Here is a 23537-nt window from a genome sequence, read left to right on the forward strand (position 1 = left end):
GCGGGGACCACCGCGCCGCCTCCATCACGATCCGGTCTCGGAATGCCCGCGGGCTCTTGCCAATCCTCCGTGTAATCGATTCCAATCCTCGTTGTAATCGATTCCACAAGGAGGTGGACCGACGATGGCAGGCATCAAGGATGTCGCCGCCGAGGCGGGTGTGTCCGTCGCCACGGTGTCGCGCGCGCTCAACGGCCATCCGTCGGTCAGCCCGGCCGCGCGGGCCCGGGTGCTCGCCGCCGTGGCCGCGCTCGGCTACCGGCCCAACGCCGTGGCCCGCTCCCTGCGCACCGACCAGACGCGCACCCTGGGCCTGGTCATCAGCGATGTGCTCAACCCGTACTTCACCTCCCTCGCCCGCGCCGTCGAGGAAGAGGCGCGGGCGCTCGGCTACAGCGTGATCATCGGGAACGCCGACGAGCGGCCGGAGCTTCAGGACCATCATGTCCGCACCCTGCTGGACCGCCGGATCGACGGGCTGCTGCTCTCGCCCACCGACCCCGGCTCGCCGCTGATACCGGACGCCGTGCGCGCCGGCACACCGATCGTCTTCGTGGACCGCTGGGTGCCGGGCGTACAGGTGCCGGTGGTACGGGCCGACGGGCGCGGCGCCGTCGCGGACCTGGTCGGCCATCTGCTGGGGCTCGGCCACCGGCGGCTGGCGATCATCGCCGGTCCGGCGGCCACCACCACCGGCAGCGAGCGCGTCGACGCCTTCCGCGCGGCGCTGCGCGAGCACGGGGTGGCGCTGCCGGACGCGTACATCGGCCAGGGCGACTTCCAGGCGGAGAGCGGGCGCCGGGCGGCCGAGCGCTTCCTCGATCTGCCGGAGCCGCCCGACGCCGTGTTCGCCGCGGACAATCTGATGGCGCTCGGCGCGCTGGACGCGATCCGTGCCCGGGGGCTCACCGTCCCCGGTGACATCGCGCTCGCCGCCTTCGACGACATCCCGTGGTTCGTCCACACCGACCCGCCGATCACCGCCATCGCCCAGCCCACCGAGGAGCTGGGCCGGGCCGCCGTACGGGCGCTGGTCGAGCGGATCGGCGGCCACTCCCCCGACTCCGTGACACTGCCCGCCCGGCTCGTCGTACGCCGCTCCTGCGGCGCGTCCGGCCCGGTGGAGGAACCGCACACGGCCGCCCCGATCGCACACCCGCATCCGCATCCGCACACCACCGTACGAAGGAGCAACCCGTGAGCCATCCGGACGAGTTGCTGCGTATCGAAGGGATACGCAAGACCTTCCCCGGCGTGGTCGCGCTCGACAGCGTCGACTTCGACCTCCGCCGGGGCGAGGTGCATGTCCTGCTCGGCGAGAACGGCGCCGGCAAGAGCACCCTGATCAAAATGCTCTCCGGTGCCTACCGGCCGGACGCCGGGCGGGTGCTCGTCGACGGCCAGGAGGTACGGATCCACGGCGCGCAGGACGCCGAACGGCTCGGGATCGCCACGATCTACCAGGAGTTCAACCTGGTGCCCGAGCTGACGGTGGCCGAGAACATCTTCCTGGGCCGCCAGCCGCGCCGCTTCGGCCTGATCGACCGCAAGAAGATGTACGCGGACGCCGCCGAGCTGCTGGAGCGCGTCGGGGTGGCCACCGCGCCGGACACCCTCGTCCGTGAACTGGGCATCGCCCGGCTCCAGATGGTCGAGATCGCCAAGGCGCTCAGCCTGGACGCGCGGGTCCTGATCATGGACGAGCCGACCGCCGTGCTGACCTCCGAGGAGGTGGAGAAGCTCTTCCGGATCGTGCGCAGGCTGCGCGAGGACGGGGTGGCCGTCGTCTTCATCACCCACCATCTGGAGGAGATCGCCGCGCTCGGCGACCGGGTCACCGTGCTGCGCGACGGCCGCAGTGTGGACCAGGTGCCCGCGTCGACCCCCGAGGACGAACTCGTCCGGCTGATGGTGGGCCGCTCCATCGACCAGCAGTACCCGCGCCGGGCCGCCGAGGCGGGCGAGCCGCTGCTCAGCGTCGCCGGGCTGACCCGGCAGGGCGTCTTCCACGACATCGGGTTCGAGGTGCGCGCCGGTGAGGTCGTCGGTATCGCCGGGCTGGTGGGCGCGGGCCGTACCGAGGTCGTCCGGGCGGTGTTCGGCGCCGACCACTACGACGCCGGTACGGTCAGGGTCGCGGGCGCGGTGCTGCCGGCCCACGATGTGAGCGCGTCGCTGGCCGCCGGGATCGGGCTCGTACCGGAGGACCGCAAGGGGCAGGGGCTGCTGCTGGACGCCTCCGTGGCGGAGAATCTGGGCCTGGTCACCCTGCGCGCGGCGACCCGCGGCGGGCTGGTGGACCGCAAGGCGCAGCACACCGCCGCCGAGGGGATGGCGGAGCGGCTCGGGGTGCGGATGGCCGGCCTCGGCCAGCGGGTGGGCACCCTGTCCGGTGGCAACCAGCAGAAGGTCGTCATCGGCAAGTGGCTGCTCGCCGAGGTGAAGGTGCTGATTCTCGACGAGCCGACGCGCGGTATCGACGTCGGCGCGAAGGTCGAGATCTACGAGCTGATCAACGCGCTGACCGACGCCGGGCACGCGGTGCTGATGATCTCCAGCGATCTGCCCGAGGTGCTCGGTATGAGCGACCGGGTGCTGGTGATGGCGCAGGGCCGGCTGGCCGGTGAACTCGCCGCGCACGAGGCGACGCAGGACGCGGTGATGGCGCTCGCCGTCGGCGCGACGGACACGACCCGTACGGCGGACATGTCCCGTACGGAGAACGACGAAGGGGTGGAGGGCTCCCGTGGCCACTGACACGCTGAAGAACACGAAGGGGGCCGGTGGCGCCTCGGCGATCCGCCGCGTACTCCTCGACAACGGCGCGCTCAGCGCGCTGGTGGTGCTGGTGGTGGCGATGTCGCTGCTGTCCGGCGACTTCCTCACCACGCAGAACCTGCTCAATGTCGGTGTGCAGGCCGCCGTGACGGCGATCCTCGCCTTCGGTGTCACCTTCGTCATCGTCTCGGCGGGCATCGATCTGTCGGTGGGTTCGGTGGCGGCGCTCTCCGCGACCGTGCTGGCGTGGGCCGCGACCTCCGAGGGTGTGCCGGTGGTGCTGGCGGTCGTGCTGGCCGTGGTCACCGGTGTGGCCTGCGGTCTGGTCAACGGCGCGCTTGTCTCGTACGGCAAACTGCCGCCGTTCATCGCGACGTTGGCGATGCTGTCGGTGGGCCGCGGGCTCTCGCTGGTGATCTCGCAGGGCTCTCCGATCCCCTTCCCGGACTCCGTCTCCCATCTCGGGGAGACCCTCGGCGGCTGGCTGCCGGTGCCGGTGCTCGTGATGGTCGTGATGGGGCTGATCACCGCGGTGATCCTGAACCGCAGCTATCTGGGCCGGTCGATGTACGCGATCGGCGGCAACGAGGAGGCGGCGCGGCTGTCCGGGCTGCGGGTCAGGCGGCAGAAGGTCGCCGTCTACGCGCTGTCGGGGCTGTTCGCCGCCGTCGCGGGGATCGTCCTGGCCTCCCGGCTCTCCTCGGCGCAGCCGCAGGCCGCGCAGGGGTACGAGCTGGACGCGATCGCGGCGGTCGTCATCGGCGGCGCCAGTCTGTCCGGCGGGGTCGGCAAGGCGTCCGGGACGCTGATCGGCGCGCTGATCCTCGCGGTGCTGCGCAACGGCCTCAACCTGCTGTCGGTGTCGGCGTTCTGGCAGCAGGTGGTCATCGGTGTGGTGATCGCGCTGGCGGTGCTGCTGGACACCGTACGCCGCCGGGCCGGTTCGACGCCGGCCGCCAACGAGGCGTCGGGCGGGGGCGGTTCGGGCGGCAAGCGGGCCCGTACGGTCCAGTACACGGTGGCCGCCGTGCTGGTGGCCGCGATCCTGGGCGGTATCTCGCTGTGGAACGGCGGTTCGTCCGCCGGTGGCACGACCAAGCTGGGGCTCTCGGTCTCCACGCTCAACAACCCCTTCTTCGTCCAGCTGAAGGAGGGCGCCCAGGCCGAGGCGAAGGCGAAGGGCGTCGAGCTGACGGTCACCGACGCGCAGAACGACGCCTCCCAACAGGCCAACCAGATACAGAACTTCACCAGCGAGGGCATGTCGGCGGTGATCATCAACCCGGTCGACTCGGACGCGTCGGGTCCCTCGGTGCGCGCCGCGAACAAGGCGGACATCCCGGTGGTCGCCGCCGACCGCGGGGTGAACAAGGCGGATCTCGCGACGCTCGTCGCCTCCGACAACGTGGCCGGCGGCCGGCAGGCGGCGCAGGCGCTGGCGGAGAAGCTCGGCGGCAAGGGGAAGGTCGTGGTCCTTCAGGGCACCGCGGGCACCTCGGCCAGCCGTGAGCGCGGCCAGGGCTTCACCGAGGGCATCAAGACGTACCCCGGTATCCAGGTGGTCGCCCGGCAGCCCGCGGACTTCGACCGCACCAAGGGCCTCGATGTGATGACGAACCTGCTCCAGGCGCACGGTGATGTGAACGGTGTGTTCGCCGAGAACGACGAGATGGCGCTCGGCGCCGTCAAGGCACTGGGGGCCAGGGCGGGTACTTCGGTGCCGGTCGTCGGCTTCGACGGGACGCCGGACGGGCTGAAGGCGATCGAGGCGGGCACCCTGTACGCGTCGGTGGCGCAGCAGCCGAAGGAGCTGGGCCGACTGGCGGTGCTCAACGCGATCGGGGCGGCGGACGGCGAGAAGCTCAGCGCCGAGGTCAAGGTCCCGGTCAAGGTGGTCACGGCGGAGAATGTCGCCGACTTCTCCTGATGACCGCGCGCCGTTCGGTGCCCTCCCGGGCAGGCTCTGCCCCCGACCGACACCCCCGACCGACACCCGCACTCCCCGACGGAAAGAGACAGTGATGTACGACTACGACCTGCTGGTCGTAGGGTCGGCCAACGCCGACCTGGTGATCGGCGTCGAACGGCGCCCGGGCGCGGGCGAGACCGTGCTCGGCTCGGACCTGGCCCTCCATCCGGGCGGCAAGGGCGCCAACCAGACGGTCGCCGCCGCCCGCCTCGGCGCCCGTACGGCCCTGCTGGCCCGGGTCGGTGACGACGCGCACGGCCGGCTGCTGCTCGACTCGCAGCGCGCGGCGGGCGTCGACACGACCGGGGTGCTCTCCGGCGGGGCGCCCACCGGGGTCGCGGTGATCACGGTGGACCCGTCGGGTGACAACAGCATCGTGGTGTCCCCGGGCGCCAACGCCCGGCTCTCCCCGGCGGATGTCGCCGCCGCGGCGGACCGGATCCGGGCCGCGCGGGTGGTCTCCGTACAGTTGGAGATCCCGCTGGAGACGGTCGCCGAGGTGGTACGGACGCTGGCGCCCGGCACCCGCCTCGTCCTCAATCCCTCACCGCCGGTGGAGCTGCCGGCCGAGATCCTCGCCGCGTGCGATCCGCTGATCCTCAACGAGCACGAGGTACGGGTGGTGCTCGGCCGGACGGCGGAGGCGCCCGGGGCGCGCGAGGACGACGGCCCCGAGGAGTGGGCGCGGGCGCTGCTGGCGCTCGGTCCGCGGTCGGTGGTGATCACCCTGGGCGAGCGGGGCGCGCTGGTGGCGGACGCCGGTGCGACGGAGCTGGTGGAGTCCGTACGGGTACGGGCCGTGGACACGACGGGCGCGGGTGATGCGTTCACGGCGGCGCTGGCCTGGCGGCTGAGCGCCGGCGAGGCGCCGGCGGACGCGGCGCGGTACGCGGCGCGGGTGGGGGCGGCGGCCGTCACCAAGGAGGGCGCGCAGGCGTCCTTCCCGACGGCGGCGGAGGTGGCGGCGCTGACCGGCGCCCCCGGACCGGAAGAGGCACCGGAAGAAGCGCCGGAAGCGGTGGAGCGATGAAGCGGCACGGGATTCTGAACCGCCATCTGGCGGGCGCGCTGGCCGAGTTGGGCCATGGGGACGGGGTCCTGGTGTGCGACGCGGGGATGCCGGTCCCGGCGGGCCCGCGCGTGGTGGACCTGGCGTTCGTGGCCGGGGTGCCGTCGTTCGCCGAGGTGCTGAGCGGTCTGCTGGCGGAGCTGGTGGTGGAGGGCGCGACGGCGGCGGGCGAGGTGCGGGAGGCGAATCCGGCGGCGGCGGCGCTGCTGGCGGACCTGCCGGAGCTGCGGTTCGTCACGCACACGGAGCTGAAGGAGCTGTCGGCGGGCGCGCGGCTGGTCGTACGGACGGGTGAGGCGCGGCCGTACGCGAATGTCCTGCTGCGGTGCGGCGTGTTCTTCTGACGGCCCGGACGGAGAAGAAGGGCGGTCGCCCGGGGGTTTCCCCGGGTGACCGCCCTTCTGTCTGTCCGCGTCCGGATCAGGCGAGCGTGGCGAGCGCCTGGTTGAGCGTGGCGGACGGGCGCATCACGGCGGCGGCCTTGGCCGGGTCGGGCTGGTAGTAGCCGCCGATGTCGGCCGGCGAGCCCTGTACGGCGTTCAGCTCACCGACGATGGTGCTCTCCTGCTCGGTGAGCGTCTTGGCGAGCGCCTCGAACGCCGCCGCGAGCTGGACGTCGTCGGTCTGCGCGGCCAGCTCCTGGGCCCAGTAGAGCGCCAGGTAGAAGTGGCTGCCGCGGTTGTCGATGCCACCGACACGGCGGCTGGGCGACTTGTCCTCGTTGAGGAAGGTGCCCGTGGCGCGGTCCAGGGTGTCGGCGAGCACCTGGGCGCGCGCGTTGTCCGTGGTCTGCGCGAGGTGCTCGAAGCTGGCCGCGAGCGCGAAGAACTCGCCCAGGCTGTCCCAGCGCAGGTAGTTCTCCTTGACGAGCTGCTGGACGTGCTTGGGCGCGGAGCCGCCGGCGCCGGTCTCGAAGAGTCCGCCGCCGTTCATCAGCGGGACGACGGAGAGCATCTTGGCGCTGGTGCCCAGCTCCAGGATCGGGAAGAGGTCCGTGAGGTAGTCGCGCAGCACGTTGCCGGTGACCGAGATGGTGTCCTCGCCGCGGCGGATGCGCTCCAGGGAGAACGCCGTCGCGTCGACCGGCGACATGATCTCGATCCGGAGACCCTCGGTGTCGTGCTCGGGCAGGTACGCCTTGACCTTCGCGATGAGCTGCGCGTCGTGCGCGCGGTTCTCGTCGAGCCAGAACACGGCCGGGACGCCGGTGGCGCGGGCGCGGGTGACGGCGAGCTTGACCCAGTCGCGGATCGGGGCGTCCTTGGCCTGGCAGGCGCGGAAGATGTCCCCGGCGGCGACGGTCTGCTCCAGGACGGTGTTGCCGGCCGTGTCGACCAGGCGGACCGTGCCGGCGGCCGGGATCTCGAAGGTCTTGTCGTGGCTGCCGTACTCCTCGGCCTTCTGCGCCATCAGACCGACGTTGGGCACCGAGCCCATCGTGGACGGGTCGAAGGCGCCGTGGGCGCGGCAGTCGTCGAGGACGGTCTGGTAGACGCCGGAGTAGCTGTGGTCCGGCAGCACCGCGAGGGTGTCGGCCTCCTGGCCGTCCGGGCCCCACATGTGGCCGGAGGTGCGGATCATGGCCGGCATGGAGGCGTCGACGATGACATCGCTCGGTACGTGCAGGTTGGTGATGCCCTTGTCGGAGTCGACCATCGCCAGCGCGGGACCTTCGGCGATCTCGGCGTCGAAGGACGCCTTGATCGCGTCACCGTCGGCCAGCGTCTCCAGGCCCTTGAGGATGCCGCCGAGGCCGTCGTTGGGGCTGAGACCGGCGGCGGCGAGGGTCTCGCCGTACGCCGCGAAGGTCTTCGGGAAGAAGGCCCGCACGACATGGCCGAAGATGATCGGGTCGGAGACCTTCATCATCGTGGCCTTGAGGTGTACGGAGAACAGCACGCCCTCGGCCTTGGCACGGGCGACCTGCGCCGTCAGGAACGTACGCAGCGCGGCCACGCGCAGCACCGACGCGTCGAGGACCTCGCCCGCGAGGACCGGGACCGACTCGCGCAGCACGGTGGTGGTGCCGTCCTCGGCGACCAGCTCGATACGCAGCGTGCCGTCCTCGGCGACGACGACGGACTTCTCGGTGGAGGCGAAGTCGTCGGCGCTCATGGTGGCGACGTTCGTCTTCGACTCGGGGGTCCAGGCGCCCATACGGTGCGGGTGGGCCTTGGCGTAGTTCTTCACGGCCGCCGGGGCGCGGCGGTCGGAGTTGCCCTCGCGCAGGACCGGGTTGACGGCGCTGCCCTTGATCTTGTCGTAGCGCGCGCGGACATCGCGGTCCTCGTCGCTCTTGGGGTCGTCCGGGTAGTCCGGCAGCGCGTATCCCTGCTGCTGGAGTTCGGCGACGGCCGCCTTGAGCTGCGGGATCGAGGCCGAGATGTTCGGCAGCTTGATGATGTTGGCACCGGGGGTCCTGGCCAGCTCGCCCAGCTCCGCGAGCGCGTCGTCGATCCGGCGGCTCTCCTCCAGGTACTCGGGGAAGGCGGCGATGATCCGGCCGGCCAGGGAGATGTCCCGGCTCTCCACGGCGACCCCGGCCGTCGAGGCGTACGCCTCGACCACCGGCAGGAACGAATACGTCGCCAGGGCCGGGGCCTCGTCGGTGTGCGTATAGATGATGGTCGAGTCAGTCACCGGTGCTCCGCTCCACGTCTGCAACATTGCTCGACATCAAGATATCTCGTGACCCCGCTCCCCGGGACAGGGCCCCGCCCACCCCGGCCGGGGTGGGCGGTCCGGGCCGGTCAGGGGGTCCGGTCGGCGGCGGCCAGGAGCGCGGCGATGTCCAGCTTCTTCATCCCGAGCATGGCCTTCATGGCCCGCTGGGCACGCTCCTGGTCCGGGTCGGTGAGCAGCTCGGCCATCGCGTCGGGCACCACCTGCCACGACAGGCCGTACCGGTCCTTCAGCCAGCCGCAGGGGCCCTCCTCGCCGCCTGCGGAGAGGGTGTTCCAGTAGTAGTCGACCTCCTCCTGGTCCGCGCAGCCGACCGAGAACGAGACGGCCTCGCTGAAGGTGAACTCCGGGCCGCCGTTGATCGCGGTGTATGCCTGGCCGTCGAGGACGAAGTCCACGGTCAGGGTGGTGCCGGCGGGCCGGGGACCGGCCTCCCCGTAGTACGAGATACCGGTGATCCGGGAGTTCGGGAAGACGGACACATAGAACTCCGCGGCCGCCTCGCTCTCGGTGTCGAACCAGAGGTTGGGGGTGATCCGGGGCATCGCTCTCTCCTCCACGTCGGTACGCGCCGGGCGGGGCGGTGGCACCACCCGTTGTCAGTTCCGACCGCCGCCGAGGCGGAAACTCATCGCCGGGTGCGCCGCGGAATTGGTTTTGCCGGCGGGGCGGTGCCCGGGGAGACTGGGGCGTCCGCCTCCCCGTACCCCCACGAAAGCAGTCTGACCGCACATGCACGACATAGCATCCGCTCCCCCGTCCTCTGAGCAGCTCGCCGGAGGGCTGAAGCAGCGGCATCTGACCATGCTGGGGCTCGGCGGCGTCATCGGGGCCGGGCTCTTCGTCGGTTCGGGCGCGGGGATCGCGGTGGCCGGGCCCGGGATCGTCGTCTCGTATCTGATCGCGGGCGCGCTGGCGATGTGTGTGATGCGGATGCTGGGCGAGATGTCGGCCGCGCTGCCCGCGTCGGGTTCGTTCTCCGTGCACGCCGAGCGGGCGCTCGGGCGGTGGGCCGGGTTCACGGTGGGCTGGCTGTACTGGTTCCTGCTGGTGGTCGTGCTCGCGGTGGAGGCGACGGGGGCGGCGGGGATCGCGCACGGCTGGGTGCCCGGTGTGCCGCAGTGGACGTGGGTGCTGCTCTTCATGGTGGTCTTCACCGGCGCGAACCTCGTCGCGGTGAAGAACTTCGGCGAGTTCGAGTTCTGGTTCGCGATCATGAAGGTGGCCGCGATCGTCGCGTTCCTGGTCCTCGGGGTGCTCGCGATCCTCGGTGTCCTGCCCGACACCGCACCGGTCGGGCTCGCCAATGTCACCGGGCAGGGCGGCTTCCTGCCGGGCGGCTGGCAGGGGGTGATCTCGGGGGTGCTCGCCGTGATCTTCGCCTTCGGCGGTCTGGAGGTCGTCACGATCGCGGCGGCGGAGTCGGACGATCCGGTGCGGTCGGTGGCGCGGGCGGTGCGCAGCGCGATGTTCCGGATCCTGTTCTTCTACGTCGGATCGATGGCCGTGATCGTGACCGTGCTGCCGTGGACCGCGCAGAAGGCGGGGCTGAGCCCGTATGTCACCGTGCTCGACGCGATCGGGGTGCCGTCCGCCGGGCAGATCATGAACATCGTGGTGTTCGTGGCGCTGCTCTCCGCCCTCAACGCCAATCTGTACGGCTCGTCGCGGATGGTCTTCTCGCTGGCCGAGCGGGGCGAGGCACCGCGCTCGCTGCTCAAGCTGGGCGGCGGGGGTGTGCCGCGGCGGGCGGTGCTGGCGTCGGTGGCGTTCGGCTTCTGCTCGGTGCTGCTGAATCTGCGGTGGCCGGACTCGGTCTTCCTCTACATGCTCAACGCGGTCGGCGCGGTGCTGCTCTTCGTCTGGGCGCTGATCGCCGTGTCGCAGCTGCGGCTGCGGCGCGTCATCGAGGCGCGGACGCCGGAGCGGCTGGTCCTGCGGATGTGGCTCTTCCCCTGGCTGACCTGGGCGGCGCTGCTGGCGATGGCGGTGGTGTTCGGGCTGATGCTGGCCGACGACACGGCGCGTCCGCAGCTGCTGTGGTCGCTGGGCGCGACGGCGCTGGTCCTGGCGGTCGCGGGGGTACGGGAGTGGCGGGCGCGGCGCGCCTGACGCCCGGCCGGCGTCGGGGCACCGCGCCCGCCGGTGTGCGGGGGCCGGTGGGGGAAGCCGTCAGGCGGCCGTACGGTGGCAGCGGATCCACGCGGCCTGTCCGCCGTCGACCAGCAGATCCGTACCGGTGATGTAGAGCGATCCGGGGCCGGTGAGGAAGGCGACCGCCTCGGCGATCTCCCCGGGGGTCCCGGTGCGGCCCGCGCCGCAGTCCTCCAGCATCTTCATCATGTGGACGCCGGACGCCGAATCGGCCTCCGCCTTGGCCATCGCGGTGGAGACGACACCCGGGCTCACGGTGTTGACCCGGGCGCCGAGGCGGTTCCAGGCGAGCGCGGCGGCCTGTACCCGCAGATGGTTGGAGCGCTTGGTGACGCAGTACGCGGAAGTCGCGTCGGCGCCGATGGCGGTGACCACACCGAGGCCGGGGAGCCGGTCCGTCGGGGTGGTGGCGAGCGCGAACTCGTCCTCCCGGCTGAGCTGCGCGTAGTGCCCGGCCATGCTGGAGACGCACACCAGTGACGTACCGCGGGTCGCCACCGTCTCGAAGACGTCGATGACATGGGCGGTGCCCATCATGTTGACGTCGATGATCGCCTCGGCCGGGGCGGTCGCGGGCGAGAGCCCGGCGGTGTGGACGACGGCGGTCACCCGTCCCTCACCGGCCGCGGTCGCGGCGAGCTTCTCGACCGCGGAGCGGTCGGAGACATCGGTGACCACGCCCCGTACCGCGTAACCCTCGGCGGTGAGCGCGCCGAGGGTCTCGTCGAGCCGCCGTTCGGAGGCGTCGGCGAGGATCACGGTCCGCCCGCCGCCCAGCCGGCGCGCGATCGACGCGCCCATGCCTCCCGCGCCCGTGACCACGACCACGTCACGGCGTTCTGTCTGCTGGCCGTCCACCACGGTGCAACTCCCTGGACTCGGTTGAAGGTTGAAGGTCGGGGGCGCTGGGCCCTGACTCCGGCGCCCCCGGGTCCGCCGGCCGGTGACCGGCGGACGGCGCTATGTGTCAGACAGGCCCTAGACGACCCCGGCGGCCGGGGCGAGGGTGCGTACCGCCTCGGCCCATGGCGTGCGGGCCGCGATGGCCGCGCGCCAGGGCCGGATGGCCCTCGGCGGCAGGCCGACCACGAGCACCCCGGACAGCCGGTCGCCGGTGCGGTACGCGACCATGAACCGGCGCTCGTCCAAGTCGCCCTCCACGACGGTGACTTCGTCGTGGCCCCGCAGATATCCGAACGCCTGGACCTTCATGTCGTACTGGTCGGACCAGAAGTACGGCACCGGCGCGAACGGCTTGCGGGCCTCCGGACGCAGCAGGTTGCGGGCGGCGGCCATGCCCTGCTCGGCCGCGTTGGTGCGGTGCTCGATCCGCATCCGCGCGCCGAAGAGCGGGTTGTGCCAGTGGGCCACGTCCCCGGCGCCGTACACACCGGGGGCGGCGGCGCTGTACTCGTCGCACACCAGCCCGTTGTCGACGGTGAGGCCGCTGTCCGCGAGCCACTCGGTGTTGGGTACGGAGCCGATGGCCACCAGCACCTCGTCGGCCCCGACCAGCTCGCCGTCGGCGAGCCGTACCCCGCCGTCGGTCACCTCGCCGACGGTGACCCCGGTGCGCAGGGTCACCCCGTGCTCCCGGTGGGCGCCCGACAGGACGCGGCCGACCTCCTCGCCGACCGCGTGGGCCAGCGGTACGGGCGCCGGTTCGAGGAGGGTGACCTCGCAGCCGAGGCCCCGCGCCACGGCGGCGGCCTCCGCGCCGAGGAACCCGGCCCCGACGATCACCAGGCGCCGCCCGGGCCCCAGCCGGTCCCGCAGGGCCAGCGCGTCGTCGAGGGTACGGAGCACATGCGCGTGCCCCGTGCCGGGCAGCCGGCGCGGCCGTACCCCGGTGGCCACGACCAGACCGTCGTACGGTACCCGGGAGCCGTCGCCCAGCAGCACGGTGCGCGCGGCGAGGTCGAGGCCGGTGGCGCCGATGCCGAGGCGCAGATCGAGGCCGAGGGCGTCCAGGTCGGCCGGGGAGCGCAGGGGCAGCCGGTGCGGCTCCCACTCCCCGGAGAGGATCTGTTTGGAGAGCGGCGGCCGGTCGTAGGGGGCGTCCGGCTCGTCGCCGACGAGGGTCAGCTCGCCGTCGTATCCCTCCCGGCGCAGCGCCTCGGCCGCCGCGAGCCCGGCGGCCGAGGCGCCGACGACCAGGATCCGGTTCACTTCTCCACCAGCCGGATCGCGGCGGCCGGGCAGAGGCCGGCGGCTTCCCGTACCTCCTCGTCGAGGGCGGTGTCGGGGTCGCTGTCGAGCAGGATCACCACGCCGTCGTCGTCGCGCTGGTCGAATACGTCGGGGGCGCTCATGACGCACAGGCCCGCCGAGACACACTTCGGTTCGTCCACTTCCACATGCATGGTCTTGTCCTCGTTCCTCGTCCTCGTCCTGATGGGGGGTTGTCCAGTGCCGGTCGCGTCCGGTGACGGTCGCGTCCGGTGCGGCGTGAACTACCAGGTGACGGGCAGGGAGCGGACGCCGTAGGTGGTGCCGCTCTCCTCGAACTCCAGCTGGTCGAACGCGGTGGCCAGGCGCAGGGTGGGAACGCGCCGGTAGAGCGTGCTGTAGACGACCTGGAGTTCCACCCGGGCGAGCGACTGGCCGAGGCACTGGTGGGGGCCGAAGCCGAAGGCGTTGTGCAGCCGGGCGTTTCGGGTGAGGTCGAGCCGGTCGGCCCCGGGGAACGCCTTCGTGTCCCAGTTGGCGGCGGAGATCTCCACCACCACGCCCTCCCCCGCGCGGATGAGCTGCCCGTCGATCTCGATGTCCTCGCGGGCGACCCGGCGCAGCCCGGAGTGGACGATCGACAGATAGCGCAGGAGTTCCTCGACCGCGCCGGCGACGAACTTCGGGTCGTCGCTGTCGCGGAGCAGCTCCAGCTGCTCCGGGTTCTGGAAGAGCGCGAGGGTGCCGAGGCTGATCATGGTCGCGGTGGTCTCGTGACCGGCGATGAGCATCGCGACGCCCATGTGGACCGCTTCGGTGTGGGTCATCTCGCCCGCGGTGACCCGGGCGGCCATCTCGGACATCGCGTCGTCGCCGGGAGAGGCAAGCTTCTCGGTGAGCAGCTTGTCCAGATAGCCGGACAGGGCGGCGCTCGCGGCGCGGGCCACCTCCGGTGCCACATCACGGTCGAGGGCGGTGCTGCTGTTGTGCTGGAAGAACTCGTGGTCCTCGTAGCGCACTCCGAGCAGCTCGCTGATCACGAGGGACGGTACGGGCAGCGCCAGCGCCGTGAGGAGGTCGGCGGGCTGGGGGCCGGCCAGCATGTCGTCGATCAGATCGTCGACGATCTTCTGGATGGCGGGCCGCATCTTCTCGACGCGCTTGAGCAGCAGCGGGCCGTTGACCATACGGCGCAGCCGGGTGTGCTCGGGGGCGTCGGTGTTGGTGATCAGCTTCGGGGTGTGCGGGGCGATCTGCGCGCGGTAGGCGCTCACGTGCGGGAAGTCGCCGATGTGATCGTCGTTGCTGAGGCGGGGGTCGGTCAGGATCGCCCGCTGCTGCGCGTGTCCGGTGATGAACCACGGTGTGCTGCCGTCCCAGATACGGACCTTCGCGACCGGACTGGCGTCGCGCAGCTCCTCCAGGGCGGGCGGCGGGGCGAACGGGCAGCCGGCCGCCCGGGGCATCGGGAATTCGGGGCCCGGCCCGCCCGCGGTGTCCGCGGTGTCTGTCTGTGTCTCGGCCATGTTCACTCCTCGGTGGGGGGTCTCCGCCGGAGCGGAGAGGGAGATGGGGGGTCCGATGTTCTGTTGTCGCTGTGCTGTTCCGCTGTGTCCCGCTGAGCTGTTCCGCTGTGCTGTTCCGCTGTTTCCGCGACGCTGTTCCGCTGTGCGCCGTCTCTGTGCGAGATACAACCGGAGCGGGCTGACACCTTCCGGCCGGTTACCTGACGGCAAGCTGACGTGACGACGATCACAGACCGTCGGGGCAGGTCAGCGGCCGAGCCGGTAGCCGAAACCTCTGCGGGTGTGGATCAGTGGGGCTCCCTCCTGGTCGACTTTGTGGCGGAGCCGGGAGACGAGTTTCTCGATGGCGTTGCCGGCGCGGTCCTCGCCCCAGACATGCCGGCAGATCTGCTCCTTGGACAGCACGTGGTCCGCGTTGACCAGCAGATGACGCAGCAGCCGGTACTCGGCGGGCGTGAGGTCGAGGGCGCGCTGGCCGCGCCACGCCTGGCAGGTGGCGTCGTCGAGGGCGAGGTCGTCGTAGCAGGGGCCGCGGCGCACCGGGCCCCGGTCACGGCCGCGCAGCAGCACCCTCGCCCGGGCCAGCACCTCGGCGATCCGGAACGGCATCGTCACGTAGTCCTCGTGACCGGGGCCCAGTTCGGGTACGAGGCTGTCCAGGTACTCGCACACGGTCAGAAAGAGCACCGGCGGGCGCTCGACGGCGGGGCGCAGCCCCCGGGTGAGCCCGATCAGGTCGGGCAGTGTCGCGTCCAGGACCACCAGATCGAACCGGTCCGCGACGATCCGGGCCATTCCCTCGGCGCCGGTGCGCGCCGTACCGACCCGGTAGCCGGCCAACTCCAGCGTGGTGGAGAGGAGTTCGGAGACTCCCTGGTCCCCGACGACGACCAGCACCCGCTGGCCGTCGCCCCGGACCGCCGACGGTCGCTCGTCGGTCCCGCTCCGCGTTCCGTACACCCCGTACTCCCCGTACCTGGAAGACTCGGAAGGGCCACTTCGGGCAGTGCCTCGCAGCAGGCTCACGCCTCACCTCCGGCCGGCGGAGCGCCCGCGGTGCCCGGGGCCCGGGGCGGGGCCGTCAGGCGGGACGGAGCGGCCCGGCATCCCGGTCCCCGGCGGTCGTGGTGCCGGTCCCCGTACCCGTACCCGTACCGGCCACGAGTTCCGGGTCGGGGCCCGGGTAACCGAGGAAGTCGTCGACCATCCGGTGGAAGAGGGTGGCCAGCTGCCGCAGCTCCTCCGGCGACCAGTTGGCCAGGGCCGCCTCCATCCCCCGGTAGCTGACCTGCCGGATGCGGTCGGTGGTCTCGCGGCCCAGTTCGGTGAGCTGGATACGCTGCGCGCGGCGGTCGTCCGGGTCCGGGACCCGGGTGACATAGCCCGCCTTCTGCAACTGCTGCACCTGCCGGGTGATGTGGGACGCCTCCACGGCCAGCCGGTTCGCCAGCTCGCTGGGGCGCAGCGGCTCGGAGTCGGCGATCTGCCGCAGCAGTGTGACGGCGGCGCGGTCCAGCGAGACTCCCACCAGGGCCATCAGGCGGTCGTGCTGCCGGACGCGGCTGGAGAGATAGGCGATGCGGCTGAGCGCCCGCTCGATCTCGATCACATCGGTCGAGAGGGGGGCGGTGGCTGGCGGTGGTGTGGACATGCATACACTTTACCATCTACTTGCCTAACTCAAGCAAATTCGAATGAGTTTGCTTGACTCAAGTAACTCACACATGTTTGCCTGACTCAAGCAAGTCGCTGTCGGCCACACTCGGCACCGGCCGGATCTCATCCCCGGCAGGCACCGTGGCCGCACGGACCGGGGCCGTCCCGAGCGGAGGCGGCCCCGCCGCGCCCGCCCGTGGGGACGGGGAACGGCGCGGTCCCGGGCCCGGCGGCGCGAGCCCACGGGCTCCGCCACCGGGCCGCGGGGACATTGACCGGAAGACACACTGACCGCCGCCCGGCGGCCGACCGAAGGACCGGAGACCGGAGACCGATGAGAATCTGTGGACAGGCATCGCTCGCCGGAGGGCTCGCGTGCGGTGTCTTCCTCACCGCGGTCTTCGTCGGCCGGCCCGGCGACGACGGTACGGCCGCCCCGGCGCCGCCCAGGGGTCCGTACGTCGCGATGGGCGACTCGTACACCTCCGGGCCCCGGATCCCCGACCGGACGGGGCTGCCCGCCGGGTGCGACCGCTCCGACCGCAACTATCCGGCGCTGGTCGCCGAGCGGCTGGGCATCGGCCCGGCCGACTTCCGTGACATGAGCTGCGGCGGCGCGACCGTCGCCGACCTCTCCGGCCCGCAGAGCACCGACGAGGGCACCAATCCCGCGCAGCTCTCGGCGCTGTCCGCCACCACCCGGCTGGTCACGGTCGGTATCGGCGGGAACGACCTGGGCTTCGCCGACCTGGTCACCCGGTGCGTCGAGGCGGGCGTCCTGCACAGCCTGCTCGGCGGCGCGGCGGGCGGCTCGGCGGACGACGCGCCCTGCCGCGACACGTACGGCGCCACCGGCGCGGACGGGATACGCCGGCGCGTCGACGCCGCGGGCGAGCGGCTGTCCAGCGCCCTCGACGAGATGCGACGCCGGGCCCCGCACGCCCGGATGTACGTCGTGGGCTACCCGGCGGTCCTGCCGCCCGGCGGATCCGGCTGCGACGGCGAAATGGGCCTCGCCGAGGGCGATGCCGCCTTCCTGCACGGCGAGGAGCAGCACCTCAACGCCGTGCTGCGGCAGCGGGCGGAAGCCGCCGGCGCCGGCTATGTCGACACGTACACGCCCTCCGTCGGCCACGACGCCTGCTCGGCGCGGGAGACCCGCTGGATCGAGCCGCTCGTCCCGCGCTCCCCCGCCGCCCCCGTGCACCCCAACGAGCGCGGCGAGAGCGGCATGGCCGACGCGGTCCTGCGCACGATCGGCGCCGCGGCGTGAGCGCCGCGTGAGGCGCGTGCGCGCGCGAGCCACTGAGACCACGGCCCGGGGCACCCGTCCCGGGCCCGACCCATCGATCGATCCGCGTACGGCGGAGAGAAGGAGTGCCCCATGAGCAGCACCGGTTTTGCGGGACGCAGCGTCGTCGTCACCGGAGCGGGATCGGGTATCGGCAGGGCCGCCGCCCTGCGCTTCGCCCAGGAGGGCGCGAAGGTACTGGTCGCGGATCTCAACAAGGAGACCGCCGAGCAGACCGTGGAGGAGGTACGGGCCGCCGGCGGCACCGCGCTCGCGGTGATCGGTGACCTCAGCGAGCAGGCGGTGGTGGACGAGATCGTCGCCACGGCCGTCGCCACACACGGCGGTCTGGACGTGCTGGTGAACAACGCGGGCATCATGGACCGCATGTCGGCGGCGGGCGAGACCGACGACGCGGAGTGGGAGCGTGTCATACGGGTCAACCTGACGGCGCCGTTCCTGCTGACGCGGGCCGCGCTGCCGCACATGCTGGCCAAGGGCGGCGGCGCGATCGTCTTCACGGCCTCGGAGGCGAGCCTGCGCGGCAGCGCGGCCGGCGCGGCGTACACCGCGTCCAAGCACGGGATCGCGGGGCTGACGAAGTCCCTCGCCGTGATGTACCGGAACGAGGGCATCCGTACCAACGCCATCGCTCCCGGCGCGACCGTGACCAATATCCAGCTGGATGTCCAGCCGGACGCTCACGGCCCGGCCGCCCTCCGGCCGTACTTCGTGGGGGCCGGCAAGCCGGCGGACGCCGCCGAACAGGCCGCCGCCATCGTCTTCCTGGCCTCCGACGCCGCCGCCAACATCAACGGCGCCATCCTGCCCGTCGACAACGGCTGGTCGGCGGTCTGACCGACCGGCACACCGCCGGCACACCGCGGCCGGCCGCGCCGGGGCGGCTCAGCCCTTCCCCGGCCGGCCGCGGTCCCGGACCAGCGAGGTGCCCGCACCGAGGGAGACCACGCCCATGCCGACGCTGGTCATGATCCCCTGCGTGCCGTCCACGACAAAGGGAGCGACGGCGGCGACCGCGAGGTTGAACAGGAACAGGAACCAGAGGACCGGCCTCGACGAAAGCAGCGTTTTCATGGGTGTTTCCCTCTCCGTGGGCGTGTTGTGGCCTTTCGGGAGCAACGATGCCGCCGCCGGAGCGCCGCCACGAGGGAGCGTTCTCCCGGATCGGTGGTGGAGCGGGCTCCACCATCCGCGGGCCCGCTGAACGCCCCGCTCCACACCGCCGTATCCGACACCGACCGCCCAAAACGACCGACCGTGACCGAAGGAGAGCCACCGTGCGTGTGGTGATGGCCGAGGACAACGCCCTGCTGCGGGAGGGGATCGTCATGCTGCTGACCTCCGCGGGGCACGACGTGGTGGCGGTCGCGTCCAGCGGCCCCGAGGTGCTGCCCGCGCTGCTGACACACCGTCCGGACATCGCCGTGCTCGACGTCCGGATGCCGCCCGGCTTCCGCGACGAGGGCCTGCGCGCGGCGGTCGCCGCGCGCGAGCGGATCCCCGGGCTGCCGGTGCTCGTACTGTCGCAGTACGTCGAGGAGTCCTACGCGGCCGAGCTGCTGGCCGGGGGCGCGAGCGGGATCGGCTATCTGCTCAAGGACCGGGTCGGCCGCGTCGACGAGTTCCTCGACGCGCTGGAGCGCGTCGCCGCCGGCGGCACGGCGCTCGACCCCGAGGTCGTGACGGAACTCCTCACCCGCCGCAAGGACTCCCCCGTCGACTCGCTGACCCCGCGCGAGCGCGAGGTCCTCGAACTCATGGCGGCCGGGCTCGACAACACCGCGATCGCCAAGTCCCTGACCGTCACGGAGCGTTCGGTCAGCAAGCACATCGGCAATGTGTTCCTCAAGCTGGGGCTGCCACCGAGCGACAGCGGCCACCGCCGGGTCCTGGCGGTCCTGGCCTATCTCAACGACCGGCGCGACCCGGCTCCCGTCGCCCCGCGGCCGACGAGGCAGCGCCGCGGCTGACGCCAGACGATGGAAGGCCCGGCGAGGCTTGGTGATTGAAGCTTCACCAACCCGGTGGGACATTCGGTAAGGCTTGCCTTATATGCTGACTCGGCCCGCGCCGCCGCATCCGCTGTGCCGGGGGCACCGACCATCCCTCCCGCACGACAGGACCCTTCATGCGCACCCCCACCCGCGGCCTCTTCGTGGTGCTCGCTCTCGCCCCGCTGCTGACCGGATGTTTCGTGTCGGGCGAGGACGGCAAGGACACCGCCGCGACGGGAGGAGGCGCGGCGGGCCGGCTGAAGGTCGCCCTCGCGATTCCGCCGGTGCAGGCGCTGTCCCCGTACAGCAATGACGCCACCGTCCTGAGCAAGCTCTCCGTGGCCGAGGGCCTCACGGCGCTCGACGAGGAGGGCGCCGCCGCCCCGGCGCTCGCGAGGTCCTGGACCCGGAAGTCCGCCACCACCTGGTCCTTCGAGCTGCGCGAGGCCACGTTCCAGGACGGCACCGAGGTCACCGCCGAGTCGGTCGTGAACGCGCTCGACCACGCGGGCGCCGCCGAGGTCAAGCCCCGCGTCCTCAGCGACGTGTCCCTGACCGTCAAGGCGCAGGGCGCCCGCACGGTCGTGATCAGCACGAAGACCGCCGACCCGGTGCTCCCGATGAGGCTCGCCAGCCCCGCGCTCGGCATCCTCGCCCCGAAGGCGTACGCGAAGGACGGGACCGTCAGCCCGATCGGCGCCGGCACCGGCCCCTTCGAGATCACCAAGCTCACCGGGAAGACCAAGGCCGCCCTCGGCCGCTACGACAAGTACTGGGGCGGCCGGGCCAAGGCGTCCGGCATCGATGTGACCTGGATAGCCGACGGCACCGCCCGCGCCAACGCCCTGCGCGGCGGCGACGTCGACATCGCCGAGTGGATCCCCACCGCGCAGGCGAAGCTGCTGGCCAAGGACACCCGTCACGAAGTGCCCTCCGTACGCACCGACAGCCTGGTCCTCAACACCGCGAGCGGTGTCTTCACCGACCCGGCGCTCCGTGCGGCGGCCCGCGAGGCCGTGGACAGTTCCGCCCTCGTCGGCTCGGTCTTCGGCGGTTACGCCGACCCCGCGCAGGGCCTGTTCGGCCCCGCCGTCCCCTGGGCCGCCGGCCGGCGCGCCGAGGTGACCGGCCGGACGAAGGCCGCGACCCGTGAGCAGGTCACGAAGGAGACCAAGGGCCGGACGCTGCGCCTGGCCACGTACACCAACCGCGCGGAGCTGCCCGAGGCCGCGACCGTCCTCCAGCAGCAGTTGGAGAAGGCCGGCTTCACCGTGAAGCAGGACGTGCGCGAGTACACGCAGATGGAGGCCGACCTCCTCGCGGGCAAGTACGACGCGCTCGTGCTCTCCCGGGTGACCCTCCTCGACACCGGCGACGCGGTCTCCTACCTCGCCAGCGACTACACGAGCGACGGCGTCTACAACATCGCCGGGCTGAAGGACGCCAAGGTCGACAGCGCCATCAAGTCCGCGGCGGCGGAAGGCGGCACGGCCGAACGGCAGACGAAGATCCTGCGGGCCGAGGCCGGGATCCTGCGTACCGACGCCGTGGTGCCGCTGGTCCACGAGAAGGTGGTCCAGGGCGTCGGCGCCAACGTCGAGGGTGTGATCCTCGACCCCCGCGAGCGCTCCCTGGTCAACGTCGACACCCACCTCAAGTAGCGGCGGATGAGCCGCACATCGGCCGGCGCCGGTGTCCGCCCGGCCCCGTGGCGCACCGGGGCCGGGCGGTTGGCCGCCGGCGGCGGACTGCTGGCGGCCGTCGCCCTGCTGCCCTGGCTGTCCGGGACGGACCCCGCGCTGACGGTGCTGCGGGCCCGCGCCGCCGACCAGGACCCGACCCCGGCGCAACTGGCCGCCGTACGGGAGGAACTGGGCCTGGACCAGGGGGCGTTCACGCACTTCGCGCAGTGGCTGGGCGGGTTGCCGCGCGGCGACGCGGGCACCTCCTGGGTGTCGGGCGAGCCGGTGCTGCCCCAGGTGGCGACGGCCTTCACGGTCTCCCTCACCCTGATGCTCGGCGCGCTCGTGGTGACGGTCGTGGTGGCCGCGCTGGTCTGCGCCCGCACCCTGTACCTCGGCTCCCGGCGGCGGCTGCGCAAGGCGCGCGCGGGGACCGGGGCCGCCGTCCTCGCCGCACTGCCCAAGTTCCTGCTCGCGTCGCTGCTCGCCACCGTGTGCGGGGTGTGGCTGGGCTGGTTCCCGTCCAGCGGCTGGGAGGGGCCGGCGTCGATGGTGCTGCCCGCGCTCGCGCTCGGCGTACCGTCCGGGGCGATGATCGGCGGGCTGCTGGACCGGGATCTGCCCGCCGCCTTCCACGAGCCGTGGGCCCGGACCTGGCACGCCTTCGGGTTCCCGCCCGGCCTCACCGCCCGGAACGCGGTGCGCCGTACGCTGCCCGGGGTCCTTCCGCAGCTCCTGCCGACCGTGGTGGCGCTGGTGGGCGGCGCGGTCGCGGTGGAGAAGATCTTCAATGTCCCGGGGCTCGGCCGGCTCGCGCTGGACGCCGCCATGACCCAGGATCTCCCGCCGCTCCAGACCGCGGCGCTGGTCCTCGTCCTGCTCGGGGTCGCCGCCGGCGCGCTCGTCCAAGCGCTGCGCCGCGGGCTGCTCGGCCCCGCGCTGCGGGCCGGCGCCCTGCCCGCGCTGCACGCGCCGGCCCTCCCGCACCGGCGCTCGCCCCGGCTGGTCGCGGGAGTCTGCGCCGCCGCCCTGCTCGCCCTGGTCGTGGCGGGGCTGCTGCGCGACCCGCTGTACGTGGACACGGCGGCCCGGCTGCTGCCGCCCTCCGCCGCGCACCCGCTGGGCACGGATTCGCTCGGCCGCGATCTGCTGGCCCGCCTCGGCCACGGGGCGCTGCGTACCGCCGGGGTGGCCTTCGCGGTGACGGCCGTCTGCGCGCTGACCGGGCTGCTGCTCGGGATGTCGGCGCGGGTGGGCCTGGGGCTGACGGAGGTGGTGGCGACACTGCCGGCCGTGCTCGCCGGACTGCTGACGACCGCGGTGACCGGTCCTTCGGTCTGGGGCGCCGCGTGCGCGGTGTGCCTGGTCGGCTGGACCCCGTACGCCGCCCAGACCGCCGCCCTGCTCGAACAGGAGCGGGCCAGCGGCCATGTTCTCGCCTCGGTCGTGATCGGCGCCGACCGGCCGTATCTGCTCCGCCGTCATCTGCTGCCCGCGGTGCTCCCGGCCCTCCTGCGCAACGCCCTGCTGCGGCTGCCCACCACGGTCCTCGTCCTCGCCTCGCTCGGCTTCCTCGGCCTGGGCGAGCAGCCGCCCACGCCGGAGTGGGGCCGGCTGCTGTCGGAGAACCAGCCGTACGCGGAGCTGGCGCCCTGGACCGTGCTGGGCCCGGCCGGCGCGCTCGTCCTCCTCTCCGTACTCGCCGTGTCCGCGGCGGCCTCGGCGGGCGGGGGCCGGCGCACCAAGGCGATACGGGTCAGATGACGGTGCGGACGGCCCGCTCGAAGCCCTCGACATGGCCGCGGGCGAGCCGTGACGCCCGGTCCTGGTCGCCCGCGAGGATCGCCTCCAGCAGGGGGCCGTGTTCGCCGACGTGACCGGCCATGCCGGGCAGCCGGTCGACGAACAGGCACCAGATACGGGTGGCGAGGTTGTCGTAACGGACGAGGGTGTCCGCCAGATACGGGTTGCCGGTGGCGGCGTAGACGGCGCGGTGGACCCGGAGGTCCAGGCGCATCAGCCCGGCGGCGTCGTGCCGGCCGGACGCCACACCGGCCAGCTCGTCCCGTACGGCCGCCAGGCCCGCCCGCTGTGTCTCCGTGGCGCGCCGCGCGGCCAGGGCCGCGGCCAGCGGCTCCAACTCCTGGCGCACTTCGGAGATATGGGCCAGGTCGGTGATGTTGACGTCGGTGGCGAAGGTGCCGCGCCGGGGGTAGGCGGTGATCAGACGCTCGTACTGGAGCCGCTTGAGCGCCTCGCGCACCGGGGTCCGTCCGACGCCGAGGGACTGGGCGAGCTGGTCCTCGTTGACCGGCGCGCCGGGGCGGATCTCCAGCATCACAAGCCGGTCGCGGAGGGCGCGGTAGGCGTGTTCGGCGAGGGACAGCTCCTCGCCGCCGGATCCGACCGGACCGTTCGCATCGACCGGATGGTTCGTATCAACCGCATCGACCGGATCGGCCGTCGTGCCGGTCGCATCGGCCGGATCCGTCGTGCCGGTCGCCGTGTACCGCATGAGGCCCCCTTGACCCGTCCCACAGGCTCCC

Annotated in this window: 21 protein-coding genes; 11 read left to right on the plus strand and 10 right to left on the minus strand. The window is 72.5% G+C overall.

Annotation, left to right across the window (positions count from 1 at the left end; genetic code table 11):
* Positions 1-124 precede the first annotated feature (124 nt).
* From DVK44_RS01570 to rbsD, 5 genes are all read left to right on the plus strand, one after another.
* Complete coding sequence (locus DVK44_RS01570; RefSeq protein WP_114657953.1) at positions 125-1201, plus strand: LacI family DNA-binding transcriptional regulator; 1077 nt, start codon at positions 125-127, stop codon at positions 1199-1201.
* Positions 1198-2757, plus strand: a complete 1560-nt coding sequence (locus DVK44_RS01575; protein ID WP_114657954.1) for a sugar ABC transporter ATP-binding protein — start codon at positions 1198-1200, stop codon at positions 2755-2757. Before DVK44_RS01570 ends, DVK44_RS01575 begins: the two co-directional genes overlap by 4 nt.
* Positions 2747-4705 carry an ABC transporter permease/substrate-binding protein gene (locus DVK44_RS01580; RefSeq protein WP_114657955.1) on the plus strand — a complete coding sequence of 653 codons (1959 nt, stop codon included), beginning with the start codon at positions 2747-2749 and terminating at the stop codon, positions 4703-4705. Before DVK44_RS01575 ends, DVK44_RS01580 begins: the two co-directional genes overlap by 11 nt.
* Positions 4706-4799: 94 nt before the next feature.
* Positions 4800-5777 (plus strand): ribokinase, encoded by a 978-nt coding sequence (locus tag DVK44_RS01585; protein WP_114657956.1) that lies wholly within the window; start codon positions 4800-4802, stop codon positions 5775-5777.
* Complete coding sequence (gene rbsD / locus DVK44_RS01590; RefSeq protein ID WP_114657957.1) at positions 5774-6160, plus strand: D-ribose pyranase; 387 nt, start codon at positions 5774-5776, stop codon at positions 6158-6160. The genes DVK44_RS01585 and rbsD overlap by 4 nt, the downstream gene beginning before the upstream one ends.
* 76 nt (positions 6161-6236) lie before the next feature.
* Here the strand turns inward: rbsD and DVK44_RS01595 are convergent, their stop codons facing one another.
* Both DVK44_RS01595 and DVK44_RS01600 read right to left on the minus strand, forming a co-directional pair.
* Positions 6237-8456: an NADP-dependent isocitrate dehydrogenase gene (locus tag DVK44_RS01595; RefSeq protein ID WP_114657958.1), complete on the minus strand. Its 2220-nt coding sequence runs from the start codon at positions 8454-8456 to the stop codon at positions 6237-6239.
* Positions 8457-8566: 110 nt separating this feature from the next.
* Positions 8567-9043, minus strand: coding sequence for a VOC family protein (locus DVK44_RS01600; protein WP_114657959.1), 477 nt, complete (start codon positions 9041-9043; stop codon positions 8567-8569).
* A gap of 187 nt (positions 9044-9230) precedes the next feature.
* Here DVK44_RS01600 and DVK44_RS01605 point away from each other — a divergent pair, with 187 nt between their 5' ends.
* Positions 9231-10610: an amino acid permease gene (locus tag DVK44_RS01605; protein WP_114657960.1), complete on the plus strand. Its 1380-nt coding sequence runs from the start codon at positions 9231-9233 to the stop codon at positions 10608-10610.
* Between the two features lie 60 nt (positions 10611-10670).
* Here the strand turns inward: DVK44_RS01605 and DVK44_RS01610 are convergent, their stop codons facing one another.
* The 6 genes from DVK44_RS01610 to DVK44_RS01635 all read right to left on the minus strand — a co-directional run bounded on the left by DVK44_RS01610 (position 10671) and on the right by DVK44_RS01635 (position 15998).
* Positions 10671-11510: an SDR family oxidoreductase gene (locus DVK44_RS01610; protein WP_114664834.1), complete on the minus strand. Its 840-nt coding sequence runs from the start codon at positions 11508-11510 to the stop codon at positions 10671-10673.
* Between the two features lie 120 nt (positions 11511-11630).
* Positions 11631-12821 carry an NAD(P)/FAD-dependent oxidoreductase gene (locus tag DVK44_RS01615; RefSeq protein WP_181957379.1) on the minus strand — a complete coding sequence of 397 codons (1191 nt, stop codon included), beginning with the start codon at positions 12819-12821 and terminating at the stop codon, positions 11631-11633.
* On the minus strand, positions 12818-13015 hold the full coding sequence (locus tag DVK44_RS01620; protein WP_114657961.1) for a ferredoxin: 198 nt from the start codon (positions 13013-13015) through the stop codon (positions 12818-12820). The genes DVK44_RS01615 and DVK44_RS01620 overlap by 4 nt, the downstream gene beginning before the upstream one ends.
* Positions 13016-13105: 90 nt before the next feature.
* On the minus strand, positions 13106-14347 hold the full coding sequence (locus tag DVK44_RS01625) for a cytochrome P450 (protein ID WP_114657962.1): 1242 nt from the start codon (positions 14345-14347) through the stop codon (positions 13106-13108).
* Between the two features lie 246 nt (positions 14348-14593).
* Entirely contained in the window at positions 14594-15307 is a 714-nt protein-coding gene (locus DVK44_RS01630; protein WP_114657963.1) for a response regulator transcription factor, read from the minus strand.
* Between the two features lie 121 nt (positions 15308-15428).
* On the minus strand, positions 15429-15998 hold the full coding sequence (locus DVK44_RS01635; RefSeq protein ID WP_114657964.1) for a MarR family winged helix-turn-helix transcriptional regulator: 570 nt from the start codon (positions 15996-15998) through the stop codon (positions 15429-15431).
* Positions 15999-16337: 339 nt separating this feature from the next.
* On the opposite strand from DVK44_RS01635, the gene DVK44_RS01640 reads away from it, so the two are divergent.
* Together DVK44_RS01640 and DVK44_RS01645 are read left to right on the plus strand one after the other, a co-directional pair.
* Entirely contained in the window at positions 16338-17276 is a 939-nt protein-coding gene (locus tag DVK44_RS01640; protein ID WP_114657965.1) for an SGNH/GDSL hydrolase family protein, read from the plus strand.
* A 111-nt stretch (positions 17277-17387) separates the two neighbouring features.
* Entirely contained in the window at positions 17388-18152 is a 765-nt protein-coding gene (locus tag DVK44_RS01645; RefSeq protein WP_114657966.1) for an SDR family NAD(P)-dependent oxidoreductase, read from the plus strand.
* Positions 18153-18200: 48 nt separating this feature from the next.
* Here DVK44_RS01645 and DVK44_RS01650 read toward each other — a convergent pair whose 3' ends face one another.
* On the minus strand, positions 18201-18389 hold the full coding sequence (locus DVK44_RS01650) for a hypothetical protein (RefSeq protein ID WP_114657967.1): 189 nt from the start codon (positions 18387-18389) through the stop codon (positions 18201-18203).
* A gap of 203 nt (positions 18390-18592) precedes the next feature.
* Between DVK44_RS01650 and DVK44_RS01655 the strand changes: the two genes are divergently transcribed.
* From DVK44_RS01655 to DVK44_RS01665, 3 genes are all read left to right on the plus strand, one after another.
* A complete protein-coding gene (locus DVK44_RS01655) occupies positions 18593-19285 on the plus strand; it encodes a response regulator transcription factor (RefSeq protein ID WP_114657968.1) in 693 nt (230 codons plus the stop codon).
* A 158-nt stretch (positions 19286-19443) separates the two neighbouring features.
* Positions 19444-20970 (plus strand): ABC transporter substrate-binding protein, encoded by a 1527-nt coding sequence (locus DVK44_RS01660; RefSeq protein WP_114657969.1) that lies wholly within the window; start codon positions 19444-19446, stop codon positions 20968-20970.
* Positions 20971-20976: 6 nt separating this feature from the next.
* Positions 20977-22755, plus strand: a complete 1779-nt coding sequence (locus DVK44_RS01665; RefSeq protein ID WP_114657970.1) for an ABC transporter permease subunit — start codon at positions 20977-20979, stop codon at positions 22753-22755.
* On the opposite strand, the gene DVK44_RS01670 is transcribed toward DVK44_RS01665, so the two are convergent.
* A complete protein-coding gene (locus DVK44_RS01670; RefSeq protein ID WP_114657971.1) occupies positions 22748-23506 on the minus strand; it encodes a GntR family transcriptional regulator in 759 nt (252 codons plus the stop codon). The two genes, DVK44_RS01665 and DVK44_RS01670, sit on opposite strands and share 8 nt — an antisense overlap.
* Between the last annotated feature and the right edge of the window lie 31 nt (positions 23507-23537).

The organism is Streptomyces paludis, assembly GCF_003344965.1.
Lineage (GTDB): Bacteria > Actinomycetota > Actinomycetes > Streptomycetales > Streptomycetaceae > Streptomyces > Streptomyces paludis.